The sequence below is a fragment of the Streptomyces sp. NPDC041200 genome, assembly GCF_055591805.1.
The window spans coordinates 1-17603 of the sequence record NZ_JBVIZF010000023.1 but is presented as its reverse complement, the minus strand read 5'-3'; the positions used below and the strand labels follow the sequence as shown (position 1 = coordinate 17603).

13 protein-coding genes are annotated in these 17603 nt (G+C 72.9%); 1 reads left to right on the top strand and 12 read right to left on the bottom strand.

Translation table 11 applies throughout. The features are described 5' to 3' along the window. Positions 1-67 precede the first annotated feature (67 nt). Positions 68-2170 carry an alpha-galactosidase gene (locus ACZ6CL_RS32485; RefSeq protein ID WP_468942333.1) on the bottom strand — a complete coding sequence of 701 codons (2103 nt, stop codon included), beginning with the start codon at positions 2168-2170 and terminating at the stop codon, positions 68-70. Between the two features lie 172 nt (positions 2171-2342). Between ACZ6CL_RS32485 and ACZ6CL_RS32480 the strand changes: the two genes are divergently transcribed. Further along, complete coding sequence (locus tag ACZ6CL_RS32480) at positions 2343-3158, top strand: tyrosine-protein phosphatase (RefSeq protein ID WP_468942331.1); 816 nt, start codon at positions 2343-2345, stop codon at positions 3156-3158. Between the two features lie 40 nt (positions 3159-3198). Here ACZ6CL_RS32480 and ACZ6CL_RS32475 read toward each other — a convergent pair whose 3' ends face one another. The 11 genes from ACZ6CL_RS32475 to ACZ6CL_RS32425 all read right to left on the bottom strand — a co-directional run bounded on the left by ACZ6CL_RS32475 (position 3199) and on the right by ACZ6CL_RS32425 (position 17205). Beyond that, positions 3199-4413: a serpin family protein gene (locus ACZ6CL_RS32475; RefSeq protein WP_468942328.1), complete on the bottom strand. Its 1215-nt coding sequence runs from the start codon at positions 4411-4413 to the stop codon at positions 3199-3201. A gap of 21 nt (positions 4414-4434) precedes the next feature. Beyond that, positions 4435-5835: an aspartate aminotransferase family protein gene (locus ACZ6CL_RS32470; protein WP_468942326.1), complete on the bottom strand. Its 1401-nt coding sequence runs from the start codon at positions 5833-5835 to the stop codon at positions 4435-4437. Continuing rightward, complete coding sequence (dxs, locus tag ACZ6CL_RS32465; protein WP_468942324.1) at positions 5832-7757, bottom strand: 1-deoxy-D-xylulose-5-phosphate synthase; 1926 nt, start codon at positions 7755-7757, stop codon at positions 5832-5834. The genes ACZ6CL_RS32470 and dxs overlap by 4 nt, the downstream gene beginning before the upstream one ends. A gap of 9 nt (positions 7758-7766) precedes the next feature. Then, complete coding sequence (gene hpnH / locus ACZ6CL_RS32460) at positions 7767-8792, bottom strand: adenosyl-hopene transferase HpnH (RefSeq protein WP_468942321.1); 1026 nt, start codon at positions 8790-8792, stop codon at positions 7767-7769. Continuing rightward, entirely contained in the window at positions 8743-9510 is a 768-nt protein-coding gene (locus tag ACZ6CL_RS32455; RefSeq protein ID WP_468942319.1) for a phosphorylase family protein, read from the bottom strand. The genes hpnH and ACZ6CL_RS32455 overlap by 50 nt, the downstream gene beginning before the upstream one ends. Further along, the gene (gene shc / locus ACZ6CL_RS32450) at positions 9510-11453 is read right to left on the bottom strand and encodes a squalene--hopene cyclase (RefSeq protein ID WP_468942317.1); all 1944 of its coding nucleotides are present in this window, start codon (positions 11451-11453) and stop codon (positions 9510-9512) included. The genes ACZ6CL_RS32455 and shc overlap by 1 nt, the downstream gene beginning before the upstream one ends. Positions 11454-11568: 115 nt before the next feature. Then, the gene (locus ACZ6CL_RS32445; RefSeq protein ID WP_468942315.1) at positions 11569-12666 is read right to left on the bottom strand and encodes a polyprenyl synthetase family protein; all 1098 of its coding nucleotides are present in this window, start codon (positions 12664-12666) and stop codon (positions 11569-11571) included. Then, the gene (hpnE, locus tag ACZ6CL_RS32440) at positions 12663-14198 is read right to left on the bottom strand and encodes a hydroxysqualene dehydroxylase HpnE (protein WP_468942313.1); all 1536 of its coding nucleotides are present in this window, start codon (positions 14196-14198) and stop codon (positions 12663-12665) included. Before hpnE ends, ACZ6CL_RS32445 begins: the two co-directional genes overlap by 4 nt. A gap of 55 nt (positions 14199-14253) precedes the next feature. Then, on the bottom strand, positions 14254-15204 hold the full coding sequence (hpnD, locus tag ACZ6CL_RS32435) for a presqualene diphosphate synthase HpnD (RefSeq protein ID WP_468942310.1): 951 nt from the start codon (positions 15202-15204) through the stop codon (positions 14254-14256). Beyond that, positions 15201-16070, bottom strand: a complete 870-nt coding sequence (gene hpnC, locus ACZ6CL_RS32430) for a squalene synthase HpnC (protein WP_468942512.1) — start codon at positions 16068-16070, stop codon at positions 15201-15203. Before hpnC ends, hpnD begins: the two co-directional genes overlap by 4 nt. A 394-nt stretch (positions 16071-16464) precedes the next feature. Next, positions 16465-17205, bottom strand: coding sequence for a TetR/AcrR family transcriptional regulator (locus ACZ6CL_RS32425; protein ID WP_468942308.1), 741 nt, complete (start codon positions 17203-17205; stop codon positions 16465-16467). Between the last annotated feature and the right edge of the window lie 398 nt (positions 17206-17603).

The window sequence follows — 17603 nt, the reverse complement described above, 5'->3', positions numbered from 1 at the left end:
ATCATTCACCCCGAGTCGTGACCTACGCCACCGTAACCAGCCCTTGACCAGGGGTGAGTTATCCCACCTAGTCAATTCGGCGGAGGTGGAATACGGCGGCGTCCAGGTCGCCGCGCAGCCCGGTGCGCAGACCGTGATGGCTGAGCACCGCGCCGCGGTGGACGGTCCCGGTGGCCAGGTCCTCGTACGCCCCGGCCGGGTCGAGGCCGCGCAGCCGCAGCGGGGGCGGGGGTTCGCCGAAGCGTTGCGCGTGCAGCCACGCCAGCACCACGGTCTCCTCGCCGCGTACGTACTGCACCGCGCTGAGCCCGCCGCCGCCCGGCGGGCGCAGCCGGTACTGCTCACCGTGCTGGACGACGGGCCGGATCCGCTTGTAGAGCGCCACCCAGTCGCGGGCCTCCGTCAGTTCGGCCTCGCTCCACTTCGTCAGGTCGCCGCCGACGCCCAGCACCCCGGCCATCGCGCTGATGAAACGGAAGCGGAGCCCGCTGCGCCGCTGGTTGCCCATGACGTTGGGGCTGTCGGTGACCCAGGCGGCCATCACCCGGGCCGGATGGAGCTGGCTGAAGCCGTGCTGGATGGCGAGGCGGTCCAGCGGGTCGGTGTTGTCCGAGGTCCACACCTGGTCGGTGAGGCCGAGGACGCCCAGGTCGATCCGGCCGCCGCCGCCCGAGCAGGACTCGAAGGCGACCTCGGGGTGGGCGGCGCGCAGCCGCCCCAGCAGCTCGTACAGCCCGTGGACATGCTCGATGCCCAGCCGCTGCGGATACGGGTCGCCGGGCCAGCCGGGGTCGGTGAAGGAGCGGTTGAAGTCCCACTTCACGTAATCAATGGGGGCGCTGCTCAGCAGGGTGTCCAGCCGCTCCCACAGATACGCGCGGACATCGGGCCGGGCGAGGTTGAGCACCAGCTGGTTGCGGAACTCGGTGCGGCTGCGGCCGGGGTGGTGCTGCACCCAGTCGGGGTGGGCGCGGTAGAGGTCGCTGTCGGCGTTGACCATCTCCGGTTCGACCCAGATGCCGAACCGCATGCCCATCGCGTGGACCTCGTCGGCGAGCGGCCGCAGTCCCTGCGGGAAGCGGTCCGGGTTGGGGGTCCAGTCGCCGAGCCCGGCCCGGTCGCTGGTGCGGCTCCCGAACCAGCCGTCGTCGACGACGAACAGCTCGACGCCGAGACCGGCGGCGAGCCGGGCGAGGGAGCGCTGCTGCTCCTCGCTCACCTCGAACTCGGTGGCCTCCCAGGAGTTGTAGAGGACCGGCCGGTCCCGGTCCGCGCCGGGGATGACGTGGGCGAGCTGCCAGGCGTGCCATCCGCGGCTCGCGGCCCCGAAGCCGCCGTCGGTCCACAGCCCCGCGAAGACAGGGGTGGTGAACGACTCGCCGGGGGCGAGGAGCAGCAGCCCCGCCTCGTCGTGGCCGACGCCGCCGACGGTCTGTACGGTGCCGTCGGCGAGCCGCTGGACGGCGATCCGCCAGGACCCGGACCAGGCGAGCGCGCAGCTGTGCACCTCGCCGCTCTCCTCGGTGGCCGTGCCGTCGTCGATCGCGACCCAGGGCAGATGCTGATGGCTGGTGTGGCCGCGGCGGCTGCCGATGACCTTCTCGCCGGGAGTGAGGTCGGTGCGGGTGAGCTGGCTCTCGGCGGCCCACCGCCCGTGCAGATGGCTCAGCCGCCGGTGCTCGCCGGCCGGCAGCGACCAGGCGGCGGAGTCGGCGCGCAGCAGCTCCAGCGGGGCGTCGTCCGGGGTGCCGGTGTGCGTGAGGGTGGTCCAGCGCTCGATGACGTCGCCGTCGTCCCGCATCCGGTAGTGGAGGGTGATGTCGAGGTGGTGGAGCGGGTCGTGGAAGCGCAGCCGCAGCTCATCGCCGCTGACCGCGCTCTCTTCGAAGCGCCACTCGGTGCCCCGTACGCCCGCCGCGCGGACGGACAGGGCGGGGCGCACGAAGCGCGGACCGCCCTCCACCGGGTACTCCTCGCGCCCGTCCAGCGGTGATTCGAAGCCTCGTTCAGCGGGCAGAGGTTCGGCGGCGAGGGCCTCGGCGTCCGGGACCGTGAGGCGCGGGCCCCAGTGGAGATGGAGCAGGGTGCCCTCGTCGGTGAGGTGCAGGGCGTAGCTGCTGCGTCGTCCCGAGAGCAGCCAGAGCCGACCGTTTCCGCCGGTTTCAATCATCACGCGTCCCCAATTCCCCACAGGTATCAACATCATCGGGCAGGGTGCGTCGCACGGCAATGGCCTGCGTCACGGTCGGCCGAACTGATTGCAGCAAGAACCCAATGTCGTATGGTCAGCAGAGCCCGCCTCGTCGACGAGCGGCGCGGCGGTTCGATCGTGAGGAGCCCCCGTGACGCAGCCGTCGCCGCAGGTCCCGCAGGCCGAACCCCAGCTGGTGGGGGTCCGCAACTTCCGCGACGTCGGCGGGCTGCCGACCGCCGACGGCCGCCGCGTACGGCCCGGCGTGCTCTTCCGCAGCGGGCACCTCGCCCATGCCACCGACAGCGACACGGCCTTCCTCGACTCGCTCGGCCTGCACACCGTCTTCGACTTCCGCAACGCGGCGGACATCAAGCTGGAGGGCCCGGACGTCTCCCTCACCGGCGTGCGGAACGTGAACCTCCCGCTGTCCGACCCGGCCGACGGCGCCGGGTTCTGGACCATGGTGCGCGAGGGCGACCTCAACACCCTGCGGGAGCTGCTGGACGACGGGCGCGCCGAGCGGCGGATGATCAACGCGTACCGGGCCATCATCACCAGCCGCATCGTCGAGCACGGCCGGGTGCTCGGCGCCATGGCGGAGGACAGCTCCCCCGCGCTGATGCACTGTTCCGCGGGCAAGGACCGGGCCGGTCTCTCGGTCGCGGTGACCCTGCTCGCGCTCGGGGTCGAGCGGGAGGCCATCGAGACCGACTATCTGGAGTCGGCCGCCGCCCACCGCCGCTACAAGATCTGGCGCAAGGGTCCCTCGGACGGCTCCGACCCCATGTCCCCGGAGGTGCTGGAGCTGCTGAGCCCGCTCTTCGACGCGCGCCCCACGTATCTCGCGGCGGCCTTCGAGACGATAGAGGAGACCTGGGGCGGCACCGAGCGCTATCTCACCGAGGGCCTGGGGCTGACCGTCCCGCAGCGCGAACGGCTGCGGGAGCGGATGCTCACCGGCTGACGAAGCCGGGTCAGCGGCCCCGGCGTCAGCGGCCCCGGCGTCAGCGAAGGCCCGGCGGCCCCCACGGGCTGGCGGCCCCGGCCTCGGGCTCGGTGACCCAGCCCGCCGTCAGCACCAGACCGCTGGCCCGGTGCACGGCCAGGAAGCCGAACGGGCGGTCGTACGTCACCGAGATCCGCTTCGCCGTCCGCTGCGGCGGGCCCCCGCCCGGCGCCATCGCCATCGCGGTCACGGCCGCCGCCCAGAAGCCCTCGGCGCTGAACGACGCGGTGATGGACTGCTGGCCCGAGGACAGCGCCAGCGGGCTCGGGCTGATCCCCGGGAAGTGGCCGCGGGAGGTGTCCTGCGCCGCGCGCAGCCCGAACAGCTCCGCGTCCCGCAGCAGATCGTGCTCGGCGCCCACGGTGAACTGCGGGGTGGTGAGGGCGACCGTCGGGGTCTCGTCCCAGCTCGCGGCCGCCATGACCGCGACGCCGGGCCCCGCCTCGCCGTACGGCAGCACCGAGCCGCCCCACCCCGGGTACCGTCCGGCCACCGCGCCGATCCCGGCCTCCAGCACCTGGCCGCCCGGTACGCCCTCGGCGCCGAGGACCAGGTGGACGTCGAGCCCGTTGTCCCCCGCGACCCCGGACAGGGTGAGCGGTCCGGCCGGGGTCTCGGGGATGACCCGCAGCACCCCGTCCACGTCGTCCGTCGTCCGGCGGAGACCGGCCAGCGACCGGCCCCGCCACGGCCCGTTCTCCGGCGTCAGCACCCCCGGCTGGAACGGCAGGCGCCAGGCCGTCTTCACCAGGAGCGCCCCGGCCAGCACCAGCTGGGTGTCGGGCGTCAGCGGCGCGGGCATCTCTTCGATCGCGCCCCCGGTGTGCCGGGAGGCCCACGCGTCCAGCTCCTGGCGGTCGCGCTCGGAGTCGCCGCTCAGCACACCCCGTACGCCCTGCGGAAGCTGCGCCTCCCAATCGGGCCGCACCGGCAGGTCGTGACGGGTCCACAGTCCGGTGGCCGCCGCCACGCCGTCCATCGCGTCCATCGCCTCGACGACCTCGCGGCCGAGCGCCGTCGCGCCGTCCGCGCCGACGCCGAGCGCGCTCTCCAGCTCACCGCGGGCCGGGCCGTCGGCCGCGCCCGCGAGCAGCGCGAGCAGCGGCCAGGCCCCCGCGCCGGTGAGGGCCGTGGACTCCGTGCCCGATACGACGGCCCGCGCCCACCGCCCAGTCAGCGCGTTGACGGCCTCTACCGCGGTCGCGTCGGCCATTCCCCGTCTCCCCCACTCTCGTCAGCGGTGGGCGACCGCCTGCTTGACGAGAGTCCGCCCGAACTCCCACATCAGCCCGCCGCCCCCGTGTGCGTCATCCATGACCGCCGTGAACGCCTCGACGAAACGGTCCACTTCCCGCTCGCCGATGATCAACGGCGGAATCAGCTTAATGACCTCCAGATGGTCACCGGAGACCTGGGTGAGGATGCGATGGCGCTGGAGCAGCGGCACCACGACCATCTGCGCGAACAGGCCCTTGCGCGCGGCCTGCAGCATCGCCCAGCGGCCGCGCAGCCCGAGCGAGGACGGCTTGCCGAACTCGATGCCGATCATCAGCCCCCGGCCGCGTACGTCGTGCAGCAGCTCATAGCGGTCGACGAGCGCGGAGAGCCGGTCGCGCAGCAGCTCGCCGGTGCGGCGGGCGTTCGCGACGATCTGCTCGTCCTCCATGACGGCGAGGACGGCGAGCCCCGCCGCCATGGCCTGGGCGTTGGCCCCGAAACTGGCGGAGTGCACCAGCACCCGGTCCATGGACGCATAGACCTTTTTGAAGATCCAGTCCTTGCCGAGGGTCGCGCCGACCGGGATGTAGCCGCCGGACAGTGCCTTGGCCACGCACACCAGGTCCGGTTCGACGCCGTCCTCGTGGCTGTAGGCGAAGAAGTCCCCGGTGCGGCCGAGCCCCGTCTGCACCTCATCGGCGATGAGCAGCGCCTTGTGGCGGCGCAGCAGCTCCTGGGCGGCCCGCAGGAAGCCCGGCGGCGTCTCGCGCACGCCCTTGCCCTGGATCGGTTCGACGACGAACCCGGCGACGTCCCCGCGCGCCAGCTCCCGCTCCAGCGCGCCCAGGTCGCCCATCGCGATCGCGGTGTCGGGCAGCAGCGGTGCGAAGCCGTCGCGGAACCCGTCCTCGCCGTTGACCGACAGCGAGCCGGTGGTGAGCCCGTGGAAGGCGTGCTCGCAGTAGAGGACGCGCGGTCTGCGGGTGGCGAAGCGGGCGAACTTGAGCGCCGTCTCGACGGCCTCCGTACCGCTGTTGCCGAAGAAGACCCGGTCCAGGTGCGGGGCGTGGCCGAGCAGCTTCTCGGCGAGCAGCCCGGGCAGCGGCTGGCAGTCGAAGCGGGTCAGATCGGCGAGCGAGGCGTCCAGCACGTCGTGCAGCGCCTTGCGGACGACGGGATGGTGGCGGCCCAGGCCCATCACCCCGAAACCGGCGAGCATGTCCAGGTAGTCCCGGCCCTCATCGTCCCAGAAGTACGCGCCCTCGGCCCGCTCGTAGACCTTGTCGAAGCCGATGGTGTGCAGCATCCGCGGCAGTTGGTGGTTGAGGTACCGGGTGTGCAGGTCATAGCGCTCGGACCCGCGCCCGGCCAGAAGCTCGCCCACGTCGAAACCCGAGCGCTGCTCGGCTGCTGTCATGCGTCCCTCTCCTTGGCGGCGGCCTCCCCGGCGGCCCCCTTCTCGTCGGCGGCGCGCGCATCGATGCGGGCGAGGGCCGCACCGATGTGGCCCGCTATCTCGGCGGGGGTGAGTCCGATGTCGGCGAGCACCTCGCCGCGCTTGGCGTGCGGCAGGAACGCCTCGGGGATGCCGAAGGTCCGCAGCGGCAGGTCGACGTCCGCGTCCCGCAGCGCCTGGCCGATCGCCGCGCCGACCCCGGCGCTGCGCACGTTGTCCTCGACGACGGCCACTGCGCGGTGGCGGGCCGCGAGCGCGGGCAGCTCCGGGTCGACGGGCTTGACCCAGCGCGGGTCGACCACGGTGCAGCCGATGCCGCGCTCGGCCAGCAGCTCGGCGGCGCGCAGCCCGACCGGCGCCATGACCCCGGCGACCACGAGCAGTACGTCGTCGCCGTGGCGCAGCACGTCCATCCCGCCGACCCGCTCCAGGGCCGGAATGGCGGGCCCCACCGACTCCTTGGGGAAGCGGACGACGGTCGGGGCGTCGTCCACGTCGATCGCCTCCCGGAGCTGGGCGCGCAGCTGGTCCGCGTCGCGCGGGGCGGCGATCCGCAGGCCGGGCACCACCTGGAGGACGGACAGGTCCCACATGCCGTTGTGGCTGGCCCCGTCGGTGCCGGTGACACCGGCCCGGTCGAGGACGAACGTCACCCCGCACTTGTGCAGGGCGACGTCCATCAGCAGCTGGTCGAAGGCGCGGTTCAGGAAGGTCGCGTAGACGGCGAAGACTGGGTGCAGCCCGCCGGTGGCGAGCCCGGCCGCCGAGACCGCCGCGTGCTGCTCGGCGATGCCGACGTCCCACACCCGGTCCGGGTACGCCTCGGCGAAGCCCGCGAGGCCGACGGGATCGAGCATGGCGGCGGTGAGGGCCACCACATCGGGCCGCTCGGCCCCGATCCGTACCATCTCCTCGCCGAAGACCGACGTCCACGACCGGCCGCCGGAGGGGATGAGGGGCGCGCAGGTGAGCGGGTCCATCGCGGCCACCGTGTGGAAGCGGTCGGCCTCGTCCTCCAGGGCGGGCCGGTAGCCGCGTCCCTTCTCGGTGAGGCAGTGCACCAGGACCGGGCCGTGGAACCGCTTGGCGCGGCGCAGCGCGCCCTCGACCGCCGCCGTGTCGTGTCCGTCGATCGGGCCGACGTACTTCAGCCCCAGGTCCTCGAACATGCCCTGTGGTGCGAAGGTCTCCTTGAACCCCTTCTTGGCGCCGTGCAGCGACCCGTACAGCGGCTGTCCGACGACGGGGGTGCGCTGGAGGACGTCCTTGCCCCAGGCGAGGAAGCGTTCGTAGCCGTCGGTGGTGCGGAGGGTGGCGAGGTGGCCGGCGAGGCCGCCGATGGTGGGGGCGTAGGAGCGTTCGTTGTCGTTGACGACGATGATCAGCGGACGGTCGCGGGCGGCGGCGATGTTGTTGAGCGCCTCCCAGGCCATGCCGCCGGTGAGCGCGCCGTCACCGATGACCGCGACCACGTGGTCGGTGCGGCCGAGGGTCTCGTTGGCCTTGGCGAGGCCGTCGGCCCAGCCCAGCACGGTGGAGGCGTGGCTGTTCTCGATGACGTCGTGCTCGGACTCGGCGCGCGACGGATAGCCGGAGAGGCCGCCCTTGCCGCGGAGCTTGGAGAAGTCCTGGCGGCCGGTGAGCAGTTTGTGGACGTAGGACTGGTGGCCGGTGTCCCACAGGACGCGGTCCACCGGCGAGTCGAAGACGCGGTGCAGGGCTATGGACAGCTCGACGACGCCCAGGTTGGGGCCGAGGTGCCCGCCGGTCCTGGCGACCGCGGTGATCAGGAACTCCCTGATCTCCCGGGCGAGCGCGGCCAGCTCCTCCCCGGTCAGCGCCTTGAGGTCGTGCGGGCTCCGGATGTTCTCCAGCAAGGGCATGCTCTCCCGTCACCCCCGGCTTCCGGCCGCGGTCTCGCGGGCCGCGCGCAGCGACTCCTTGAGCGAGCCCATGGTGGCCAGGACGGCGGTGGGTTCGTAGCCGCAGTGGGCCATGCAGTTGTCGCAGCGCGGGTCCTTGCCCCGGCCGTACTTGTCCCAGTCGGTCTCCTCCACCAGCTGGCGGTAGGTGGGGACGTAGCCGTCGCTCATCAGGTAGCAGGGCCGCTGCCAGCCGAAGAGCGAGTAGTTGGGGATGCCCCAGGCGGTGCACGGGAAGTCGGTCCGGCCCTCCAGGAAGTCCAGGAAGAGCGGGCTGTGGTTCAGCCGCCAGCGACGCCGGTTGCCGCCCGCGAACGCCTTCCGGAACAGCTCGCGGGTCTGCTCGACGCCCAGGAAGTGCTCCTGGTCGGGCGCCTTCTCGTAGGCGTAGGCGGGCGAGATCATCATCTCGTCCACCTTGAGGTCGTCATTGAGGAAGTCGAGCACCTCGACGATGGTCTGCGGGGTGTCGGTGTTGAAGAAGGTGGAGTTGGTGGTGACCCGGAAGCCACGCCGCTTGGCCTCCCTGATCGCCTCCACCGCCTCGTCGAACACCCCCTCCTTCGCCACCGACGCGTCATGCCGCTCGCGCAGCCCGTCGATGTGGACGGCGAACGCGAAGTACGGGGAGGGAGTGAAGTTGTCCATCTTCTTCCGCAGCAGCATCGCGTTGGTGCACAGGAAGACGTACTTCTTCCGCTGTACCAGCTGCCGGACGATCTCGTCGATCTGCGGATGCATCAGGGGCTCGCCGCCCGCGATGGAGACCATCGGAGCCCCCGACTCCAGCACCGCGCCGACCGCCTGCGCCACCGGCATGCGCTGCTTCAGCACCCCCGCCGGATGCTGGATCTTGCCGCAGCCCTCGCACTTGAGGTTGCAGGCGAACAGCGGCTCCAACTCCACGATCAGCGGGAACTTGTCCCGCCGCTTGATCACCTTCTGGTCAAAGAGATACGTCGCGACCCGGATGGTCTGGCGGAGCGGCATGGCCATCTAGCTCATCTCCTGAGAGGAAAGAGGAACGGTGCCAGTCGAAAAATGCGGGAAGAACAGTTCGTAGTACCCGGAAAGCCGATATTCCACCGCGCAGTGTCCCGATGCGGACCAGCTCATGTTCAGGAGCGTCCACGATCACCCGGACGGCCGCAACCGGGCGTGCGCCGCCGCGTACCGCGCTGCGCAGGGTGGCGGCGGACTCCATGTCGACCGCGATGGCCCCGGTGGCGTGCAGATCGGCCCGCTCCGCGCCCCGCACCACATGGTTCGAGCCGACGACGGGCCCGATGTGAACGGTGCGCCCGAGGCCGCCGCGGGCCCGCCGGGCATGGCGGGCCAGCGCCTCGGCGAGGATCCGGCTGCCGTCGCACGGGGTACGGCCGACCGGGTCGCGGGTCTCGTCGGCCACCACCAGGTCCCCCGGGTGCATCCCGGGGGCCAGCCCGGCGCAGAAACCGGTGGCGACGACGGCGGTACGGAGCGGCCGGGCCGGGTCCGCTCGCCGGTCCAGCGGCCCCCCGGCCAGCTGCCCCTCGGCCAGCGCGCGGCTCACCGCCCGCTCGGCCGCCTGCGGTCCCATGCCGGTGCGCAGCAGCCTCACCGGCCCGGCGGCGGCCCCGGAACCGGCCCCCCGCAGGGCGAACCGCTCGATGCCGAGCGCGCAGGCGATCAGCAGCGGGGCACCGCCGGTGTCCGGGGCCGGTCCGGAGGCCATCACGTCCTCCGCGGCCGCGCCCCGGTGGCCTCACCGCTCACATAGCGCCCCAGCGCGGTGAGCGGGAAGACCAGCCGGTACAGGTGGTAGTTGATGGAGAAGTCCCAGGGGAAGCCGGTGCCGGTGAAGTACGGCTCGTCCCAGGAACCGTCCTGCTCCTGCGTGGCCGCCAGCCAGCCGACCGCGCGCTCGACCGCCTTGCTCTCCCGCTCCCCCGCCGCCAGCAGCGCGAGCAGCGCCCACGCGGTCTGGGAGGCGGTGGAGGCACCGCGCCCCATCCACTCGGGGTCGGGGTACGAGCGCTGGTCCTCGCCCCAGCCGCCGTCCTCGTTCTGCACGCTCTCCAGCCAGCGGACGGCCCGGCGGACGGCCGGGTGGGAGGTGGGGATCCCGGCGGCGACCAGGGCGGGGACGACGGAACCGGTCCCGTACACATAGTTGGTGCCCCAGCGGCCGAACCAGGCGCCGCCCGGCTCCTGCTCGGCCAGCAGCCAGCGGACGGCGCGCCGGGTGCGCGGATCGTGGGCGCCGCCCTCGTGGGCCAGCATCTCGACGACATGGGCGGTGACATCGGCGGACGGCGGATCGATGACCTCGCCGAAGTCGCAGAACGGCAGCCGGTTGGGCAGCGGGCTGGTGTTGTCGACGTCGAAGGCGCCCCACGCCCCGTTCCGGGACCGCATGCCGAGCGTCCAGCGCACCCCGCGCCGCACGGCCGCCGCGACCCGCTCCGGCTCGGGGTGGTCGACCCGGCGCAGCGCGAGGATGACCTCGGCGGTGTCGTCGATGTCGGGGTAGTTGTCGTTGTGGAACTCGAAGGCCCAGCCGCCGGGGGCGAGCCGGGGCCGCTTGACCGACCAGTCGCCGGGCCGGTCGATCTGCTCGGCGAGCATCCAGTCGGCGCTCTTGACCAGGGCGGGGTGGCCGGGGGCGAGTCCGGCGTCGGCGAGCGCGATGACGGCCAGACAGGTGTCCCAGACCGGGGACTGACAGGCCTCGATCATGCGGCTGCCGTCCTCGCGCTGGACGGCGAATCGGTCCAGCGAGGCGAGACCGGCGCGCATCACCGGGTGGTCGAGGTCGTAGCCGAGGAGGTGGAGCGCGATCACGGAGTAGACGGCGGGGGGCTGGATGCCGCCCCAGCAGCCGTCGTTCTCCTGCCGCTCCACGATCCAGCGGGCACAGGAGCGCAGCGCGGCCCGGCGCAGCGGGCGCAGCGCCACCTTGCGGTAGAGGTGCAGGGCGCGGTCCAGGCGCTGGAAGGCGCCGTCCCAGGAGGCGAGGGGGGCGGCGGTGCGGGGCGGAGCGGGTCTTCGCGGGTCGGCGTGGAGTTCGTCGAGGGAGAACGGGGCGGGGCGCACCGGGCGCTTCGCGGAGACGACGGTGAGCGGCACGATGGTCTGCCGCGCCCAGCAGCCGAAGTCGTAGAGGTTGAGTGGCATCCACGCCGGGAAGTAGATGATCTCCGGTGGCAGCTCGGGCAGGTCTTCCCATTTCCACCAGCCGAAGAGCGCCAGCCAGATGCGGGTGAAGACGCGGGCGCTCGCCACCCCGCCCTGATCGCGCACCCACGCCGAGGCGGCCGCCATGTGGGGTGCGTCGGGCGCGTCACCGGCCAGCCGGAGGCCGACGTACGCCTCGATGGTGGCGGACAGCTCCGGCGGGCCGCCGTGGAAGGTGGCCCAGGTGCCGTCCGCGGCCTGCTGCGAGCGGATGTGGCGGGCCGCGGCATCGAGTACGCCGGGGTTCTGGATGCCGAGGAACTGCCGGAGCATCAGGTCCTCGGCGTCCATGGTGACGTTGGTCTCCAGGTCGCCCTTCCACCAGCCCTGCTCGTCCTGGCGGGAGAGCAGCTGCCGGACCGCGCGGTCCGTGGCCTGACGGGCGAGCACTAACGTCTCGGACTCGGATGACTCGGACGGTTGGACGGTTGTCGCTGTCATGGCTTCCCCTCTGCAGTGTGATCTGCCGTCGTTGGGGCCTCCGTCGGCCGGCACCGGGCTGGTGCCGGCCGGCGACTGCGATCCTGGTCCTACGGGCCCAGGGGGTGGGTGGTGATCATCTCTCCCGGACGACGACGAAGTCCGCGAGCGCCACGAACTGTTCTCGTACCTCGCCGGGCATGTCCACCTCGTCGAGGGCCTCGATGGCCTTCGCGTACTGCCTGCGGGCCTCCTGCGAGGTCCAGTCCCGGCCGCCCGCCTCCTCGATCAGCGCGGCGCGGGTCGCGAACTCCTCCTCGCTGAAGTCGGCGAACTCCTCCTCCGGCTTGTGCGCGTCGGCCGCGAGGATCTGCGCCAGGTCCTCGGAGGCCCGGCCGCCCGCGGCCAGGGCGGCGACGACCGGCAGCGACTTCTTGCGCTGGCGCAGGTCGCTCCAGGTCTGCTTGCCGGTCGACACCGGGTCGCCCCAGATGCCGAGCACGTCGTCCACGGCCTGGAAGGCGAGCCCCAGGTGGTAGCCGTACCGCTCCAGGGTGTCGGCGGTGCGGTCGTCGGCGCCGCCGAGGACGGCACCGATGGAGGTGGCGCAGGCGAGCAGCGCGCCCGTCTTGTTGCCCTCCATCTCCAGGCACTCCTCGACGGTGACCCGCTCCCGGTGCTCGTACGAGATGTCCTGCGCCTGGCCGTCGATCAGCTTGCGGGTCGCGGAGGTGAGCCGCCGGGTGGCGCGGCCCGCCGCCACGGTGCCCAGCTCCAGCAGTATTTCCCCGGCCAGCGCGAAGAGCGCGTCCCCGACCAGGATCGCCTGGGCCGGTCCGTGCACCTTCCACACCGTGTCGCGGTGGCGGCGCTGCTCGTCACCGTCCATCAGGTCGTCGTGCAGCAGCGAGAAGTTGTGCACCAGCTCGACCGCGACCGCGCCGGGCACCCCGACCTCCGGGTCCGCCCCGGCCGCCTGCGCGGACAGCAGGGCGAGCGCCGGGCGCACGGCCTTGCCGCCGTCCCCCGCGGCGGGGTGGCCATCGGCGTCGATCCAGCCGAAGTGGTAGGCCGCGACGGTGTTCATGGGCGGAGCCAGCCGCTCCACCGCCGCGCGCAGCACCGGCGTGGCAAGCGTACGGCCGCGCTCCAGCAGCGCGTTGACGCCTGCGGAGTCGACAGCTGGGGTCGCCGGGGTCACGGTCTCTCCTCTGGTTTCTGTGGTGGTGCTCATGCCGCCTCCTTGGGCGTCCCCCCGCCGACGGCGGGAAGCGGAATCACGTGCGGGCGGCCGTCGGAAAGGGCGGCGCGCGCCGCGGTGAGCCCGCTGCGCACGGCGCCTTCCATGGTCGCGGGCCAGCCGGTGGCGGTCCACGCTCCGGCCAGGTACAGGCCGGGTGCGCGGGTGGGGGCGCCGGGCCGCAGCCGGCCGACGCCGGGGACCGGGGCGAACGTCGCGGTGCGCTCCCGGGTGACGAAGAAGTCCCGTACCTCCGCGCCGCGGGCGGCCGGCAGCAGCCGCTCCAGCTCCGGCAGGTAGCGGGCGCGCAGCTCGGCCACCGGACGGTCGATGTCGTCCTGGGCGGCGGACTGCGACACCGCGAGGTACTGGCTGTCCCCGGCGCCCGGCGCGTCCCGCAGCCCGGAGGCGTCGGTGCGGTCGAAGACCCACTGGACGGGGCTGCCGAGCGCGGCGAAGAACGGGCGGCGCAGCACGGTGCGGTCGTAGACGACGTGCAGGTTGAGGATGGGCGCGGTGCCGATGCGCAGCAGCCGGTCCGGATGGTCGAGGGCGCCCTCGGGGAGCAGCGCGTGCGCCTCCCGCTGCGGTACCGCGAGGACCACGGTGTCCACCGGCTCGAGCGGCGGGCCGTGGTCGGTGTGCACGGTCCAGGGGCCCTCGGGAGCGCGGGTGACGGCGCTCACGCGGGTGCGCAGCTCGGCCCGCACGCCCGCCGCGTCCAGGGCGGCGCGGGCCCGGGTGTCGTGCAGCTCGCCGAGCGGGGCGCGGGCCCAGCCGATGTCGGCGGCACCGGCCTCGGAGAGCAGCCCGGTCTTGAAGACCATCGCGGCCAGACCCAGCGAGGCGTCCTTGGCGGTGGCGTTGAGGGTGGCCACGCCCACCAGGTCCCACAGCGCCTCGACGGCGCGCGGCGACTGGCCGTGGCGGCGCAGCCAGCCCGCGAAGTCTTCCCCGTCGAGCGCCGGGTCCAGCGGGTCGAGCCGCCCCAGGGCGAGCGCGGCGCGGCCCACCTGGGCGCGCTCGGCGAGCGAGAGGTGCGGGTAGGTGGCGAGGCTCGCGGCCAGGTGCAGCGGCACCGGCAGGCCGGTGCGGCGCAGCCGTCCGAGCCGCCGTCCGGGCCGCGCCGCGGCGTCCACGACGGGTACGTCCAGCCGCCCCTGGAGCGCGGCGAGCGGGGTGGCGCCGACCCGGTCCAGGAACCACTGGTAGGCGGTGCAGCAGCGCAGATAGACGTGCTGCCCGTTGTCGACGGTCAGCTCACCTACGGATGAGGAGCGGCGGAACGAGAAGGCGAGCCCGCCGAGCCGGGGGCGCCCCTCGGTCAGCGTGACGCGCACCCCGGCGTCGGCGAGCGCGAGCGCGGCGGTGATCCCGGCGAGTCCGCCGCCGATGACGACGGCGGTGCGCGGGGCTCCCCCGTCCCGTCCGTCACCCGGCTGCCGGACGAGCGCGGCCGCCCCCTCGGGGCGGCCTACCGGGTCCGGGTCCGGGCGGTCGGCGGAGTGTGCGGTGCGGGCCGTCATGTGGTCACCTCCTCGGGTGAACACGACGCGGCACCGGGCCGCGAGGTTGCGTCGATCACCGGATCCCCCCGGCCCCGCGGCGGACGGCGGCGCGGGAGTCGAGCCCGGCGAGGCCGCGCAGCGCGACGTACGCCTTCTCGTGGCCCGGCAGCGAGACGCGGCCGCGCAGGACGGCCGCGGGGTCTTCGGAGATCCGCTCCAGGAGTCTGCGGTAGATGCCCGCCATGGCGGCCACGCACGCCCCGCTGCGGCGGTCCAGCATCGGCAGCAGCCGGTATCCCTCGGCGAACAGCGCCCTGGTGCGCCTGACCTCGAACTGCACCAGCCCGGTGAGGTCGGCGTCGGGCGGGGCGACCGAGGTGTGGAAGGCGTCGGCGCAGCCGAACTTGGCGAGGTCGTCGGAGGGCAGGTACGTACGCCCCGTCGAGGCGTCCTCGCGGACGTCGCGCAGGATGTTGGTCAGCTGGAGCGCGAGGCCGAGTGTATCGGCGTACTCGGGGGCGCGAGAGGCATCGCGCGCGCCGGGTACGGTGCCGAACACGCCGAGGGAGAGCCGCCCGATGGCGCCCGCCACACAGCGGCAGTAGTCCCTGAGTTCGTCCCAGGTCTCGTACGTCTCCCCGGCCACGTCCTTCAGCACGCCGTCGATCAGCTCGTCGAGCCCGCCGAGCGGGATCGGGAAGCGCCGGGCGGCGTGGGTGAGCGCGACGGCCACCGGATCGGTGTCGTCCTCCTCGATCGCCCCGCCGCGGATCCGGTCGAGCAGGGCGCGGGTCTCGGTGAGCCGGGCCCGCTTGGCGTCCGCGGGCAGCGCGCCGTCGCCGATGTCGTCGATGCGGCGCGAGAAGGCGTAGAGCGCCGACATCGCGTGGCGCTTCTCGGTGGGCAGCAGCCTGATGCCGTAGGCGAAGTTGCGGGCCTGGTGCCCGGTCACGGCCTCGCAGTAGCGGTATGCCGCGAGCACTGGCGCGGACGCGTGCGGAGATCCGTCCACGGTCCGGCTCACCCCTCTCTTCGCAGTGTCGCCCCCACCTCGCGCAGCAGGCTGAGCTTGGTGGGCCTGGGCGGTCCAGGGAGTACGTCATGTCCCGCGGCCGCGACCGCCCGCAAGGCGGCCCGCCCCCCGGCCACGAATCCGGCGAGCAGCACCTTCAGCCTGCCGTGGACGCTACCCACCAGGGGGGCGCCTTCATTCAGCAGGTCCCGAGCGCGTTCCGCCTCGTACGCGACCAGAGCACACACCGATGCGCCGCCTTTCGGGGCGGCGAGGTCGGCCTCGGTCACCCCGAAGCGTTTCATGTCCTCCGCCGGGAGGTAGACGCGGTCCCTGCCGAGGTCCTCGGCGACGTCCTGAAGGTGCTCGATGATCTGCAGGGCGGTGCAGATCGCGTCGGAGCGGCGGACCCGCTCGGGGGTCGCTGTGCCGGTGATGCCGAGGACGAGCCGCCCCACCGGGTTGGCGGACAGCTCGCAGTAGTCCAGCAGCTCCTGGAAGGAGCCGTACCGCCGGACCCGCTGGTCCTGGCGGTTCGCCTCGATCAGGCCGCGGAAGGGCGCCGGGGTGAGACCGCGGCGGCGGACGGTGGGGCGCAGCGCGCGCAGCAGCGGATGGCGGGGCGGCGCGGCGGAGGTGTCGCCGAAGACGCGGCCGAGGTCGGCCTCGAAGGCGTCGAGCATGGCGAGCCGGTCGTCGGCGAGGGACCGGTCGAGGCCCAGCAGCGCGGCGTCGGCGCCGCCGGGGGGCAGATCGCCGTCGCCGATGTCGTCGACGAGCCGGGCGTAGCCGTATACGGCCATGAGGTCGGCGCGCCAGGCGCGGGGGATGAAGAAGGGGGCCACGGGGAAGTTCTCGTGCGCGGCCTTGTCGAGCACGGCGCGGGCGGCTTCCTGTCCGCCGCTCAGGCTGCCCGACGTGGTGGAGGACCCGCTGCGCTCGTCCTCCGCGGTCACCGTGGGCAGCCAGGCGTACGGGCGAGGACCAGCACGCCGCGCGGATCCCGGTGACCGGGGCCCGTGGGCGTACTGGAGATGGGCCGTGGAGCCAATGCCGTCACATCCCCCGTTCTACACCGGTTACCAGGGTCGGCACGATCCGGACACGCCGCGCCGACACGTCAGCGGCGGGCGGCCGCGCACCCCCGAACAGGTGACAGCCGCACACGTCCGACGTGATCCGGTTGGGCATTGTCACAGCTTACGCCCCTGGCGCACAGGCGTACGGGACCACACCCCGGCGAGACCCCGGGCCTGCCCGGCAGCAGCCGGGTCAGGCGGCCTCGTCGTAGAACTCGGTGATGTCCAGCATGGTGCACAGGTCGCGCAGCTCGAACTCGAAGAACGACTTCCCCTCCGACAGCCCGAACGACATGTGCCCCAGCGCCTCCATGGAGATCACCCCGTACAGCCGCGCCCAGCAGCGCAGCATGACGGCGATGGCACCCGGCGGCATGTCGACGCCCTGGTCCTGGCTGAGCGCTCCCAGCTGACGGGCGAGCGCCGGATCCAGCTCGTCCTCCTCGGGGGCGGGGAAGCCCCGCACCCGCCACAGGTCGGAGACCAGGTCGGAGAAGACGGACCCGAAGACCCAGCCCATGGTGCGCTCCGGCTTGGTCTCCTCGCGCCCGAGGCCCGGGGCCCAGGGTCCGAGGATCAGCCCGAACTCATGGGGGTGCTTGATGGCCCAGACGCGCAGCGCCCGGGCGCCGCCGATCAGTCTGCGACCGGGCTCCCCCTCGGGGAGCTGCCCGATGACCCCGCGCATATAGCGGGCCATTTCCGCGAAGATGTCCACCCGCAACTGCAGGATCAGCGCGTCCCGGCTGCTGAAGTAGCGATAGACGGCCGGAGCGGTCATGCCCATCTCACGGGCGATGGCCCGGATGGTCACATTCTCCGGGCCTTCCTGAACCAGGAGCGTCCGGGCGACGTCCTTGATTTCGCGGATGGTCGCGATGCGCAACCGCTCACGCCGTGAGTACGGTGCGACGTGCGCTTCCCCTGGCGACACGCGTCCCCCTCCCTCATACCCCGCCGCTCGGCAACTCGGCGTACACGCACACGATACAGCGCCTCCGTTTAGTGAACAGCGGCAGCGGCGGTACCTCTGCGTCACGACCTGGTGGACGTGTGTTCACCAGGTCCCTCCCCCGATGCGGAACATGGCTTCCGCTTTGCATATGTAATCCCCCGTGAGCCTGATGGACCCTTCTGACCACCACCTTAGTAGGCGGGGTGACAATGCGTGAGCTTTTCCACAGGACGGGTGCGCACCGGAGGGCCGGGACCGCCCCGCGGTCCCGGCCCTCCGTGAGATTTCGGCTACGTGCCGGTTACTTGCCGGTCTCCTTCTCGTAGGCCTTGATGACCTCGTCCGTCGGGCCGTCCATCAGCAGCTCGCCCTTCTCC

Coding starts and splice junctions, on each gene's coding strand:
- ACZ6CL_RS32485 (WP_468942333.1), bottom strand. CDS start 2,170: ATGATTGAAACCGGCGGAAACGGTCGGCTCTGGCTGCTCTCGGGACGA.
- ACZ6CL_RS32475 (WP_468942328.1), bottom strand. CDS start 4,413: ATGGCCGACGCGACCGCGGTAGAGGCCGTCAACGCGCTGACTGGGCGG.
- ACZ6CL_RS32470 (WP_468942326.1), bottom strand. CDS start 5,835: ATGACAGCAGCCGAGCAGCGCTCGGGTTTCGACGTGGGCGAGCTTCTG.
- dxs (WP_468942324.1), bottom strand. CDS start 7,757: ATGCCCTTGCTGGAGAACATCCGGAGCCCGCACGACCTCAAGGCGCTG.
- hpnH (WP_468942321.1), bottom strand. CDS start 8,792: ATGGCCATGCCGCTCCGCCAGACCATCCGGGTCGCGACGTATCTCTTT.
- ACZ6CL_RS32455 (WP_468942319.1), bottom strand. CDS start 9,510: ATGGCCTCCGGACCGGCCCCGGACACCGGCGGTGCCCCGCTGCTGATC.
- shc (WP_468942317.1), bottom strand. CDS start 11,453: ATGACAGCGACAACCGTCCAACCGTCCGAGTCATCCGAGTCCGAGACG.
- ACZ6CL_RS32445 (WP_468942315.1), bottom strand. CDS start 12,666: ATGAGCACCACCACAGAAACCAGAGGAGAGACCGTGACCCCGGCGACC.
- hpnE (WP_468942313.1), bottom strand. CDS start 14,198: ATGACGGCCCGCACCGCACACTCCGCCGACCGCCCGGACCCGGACCCG.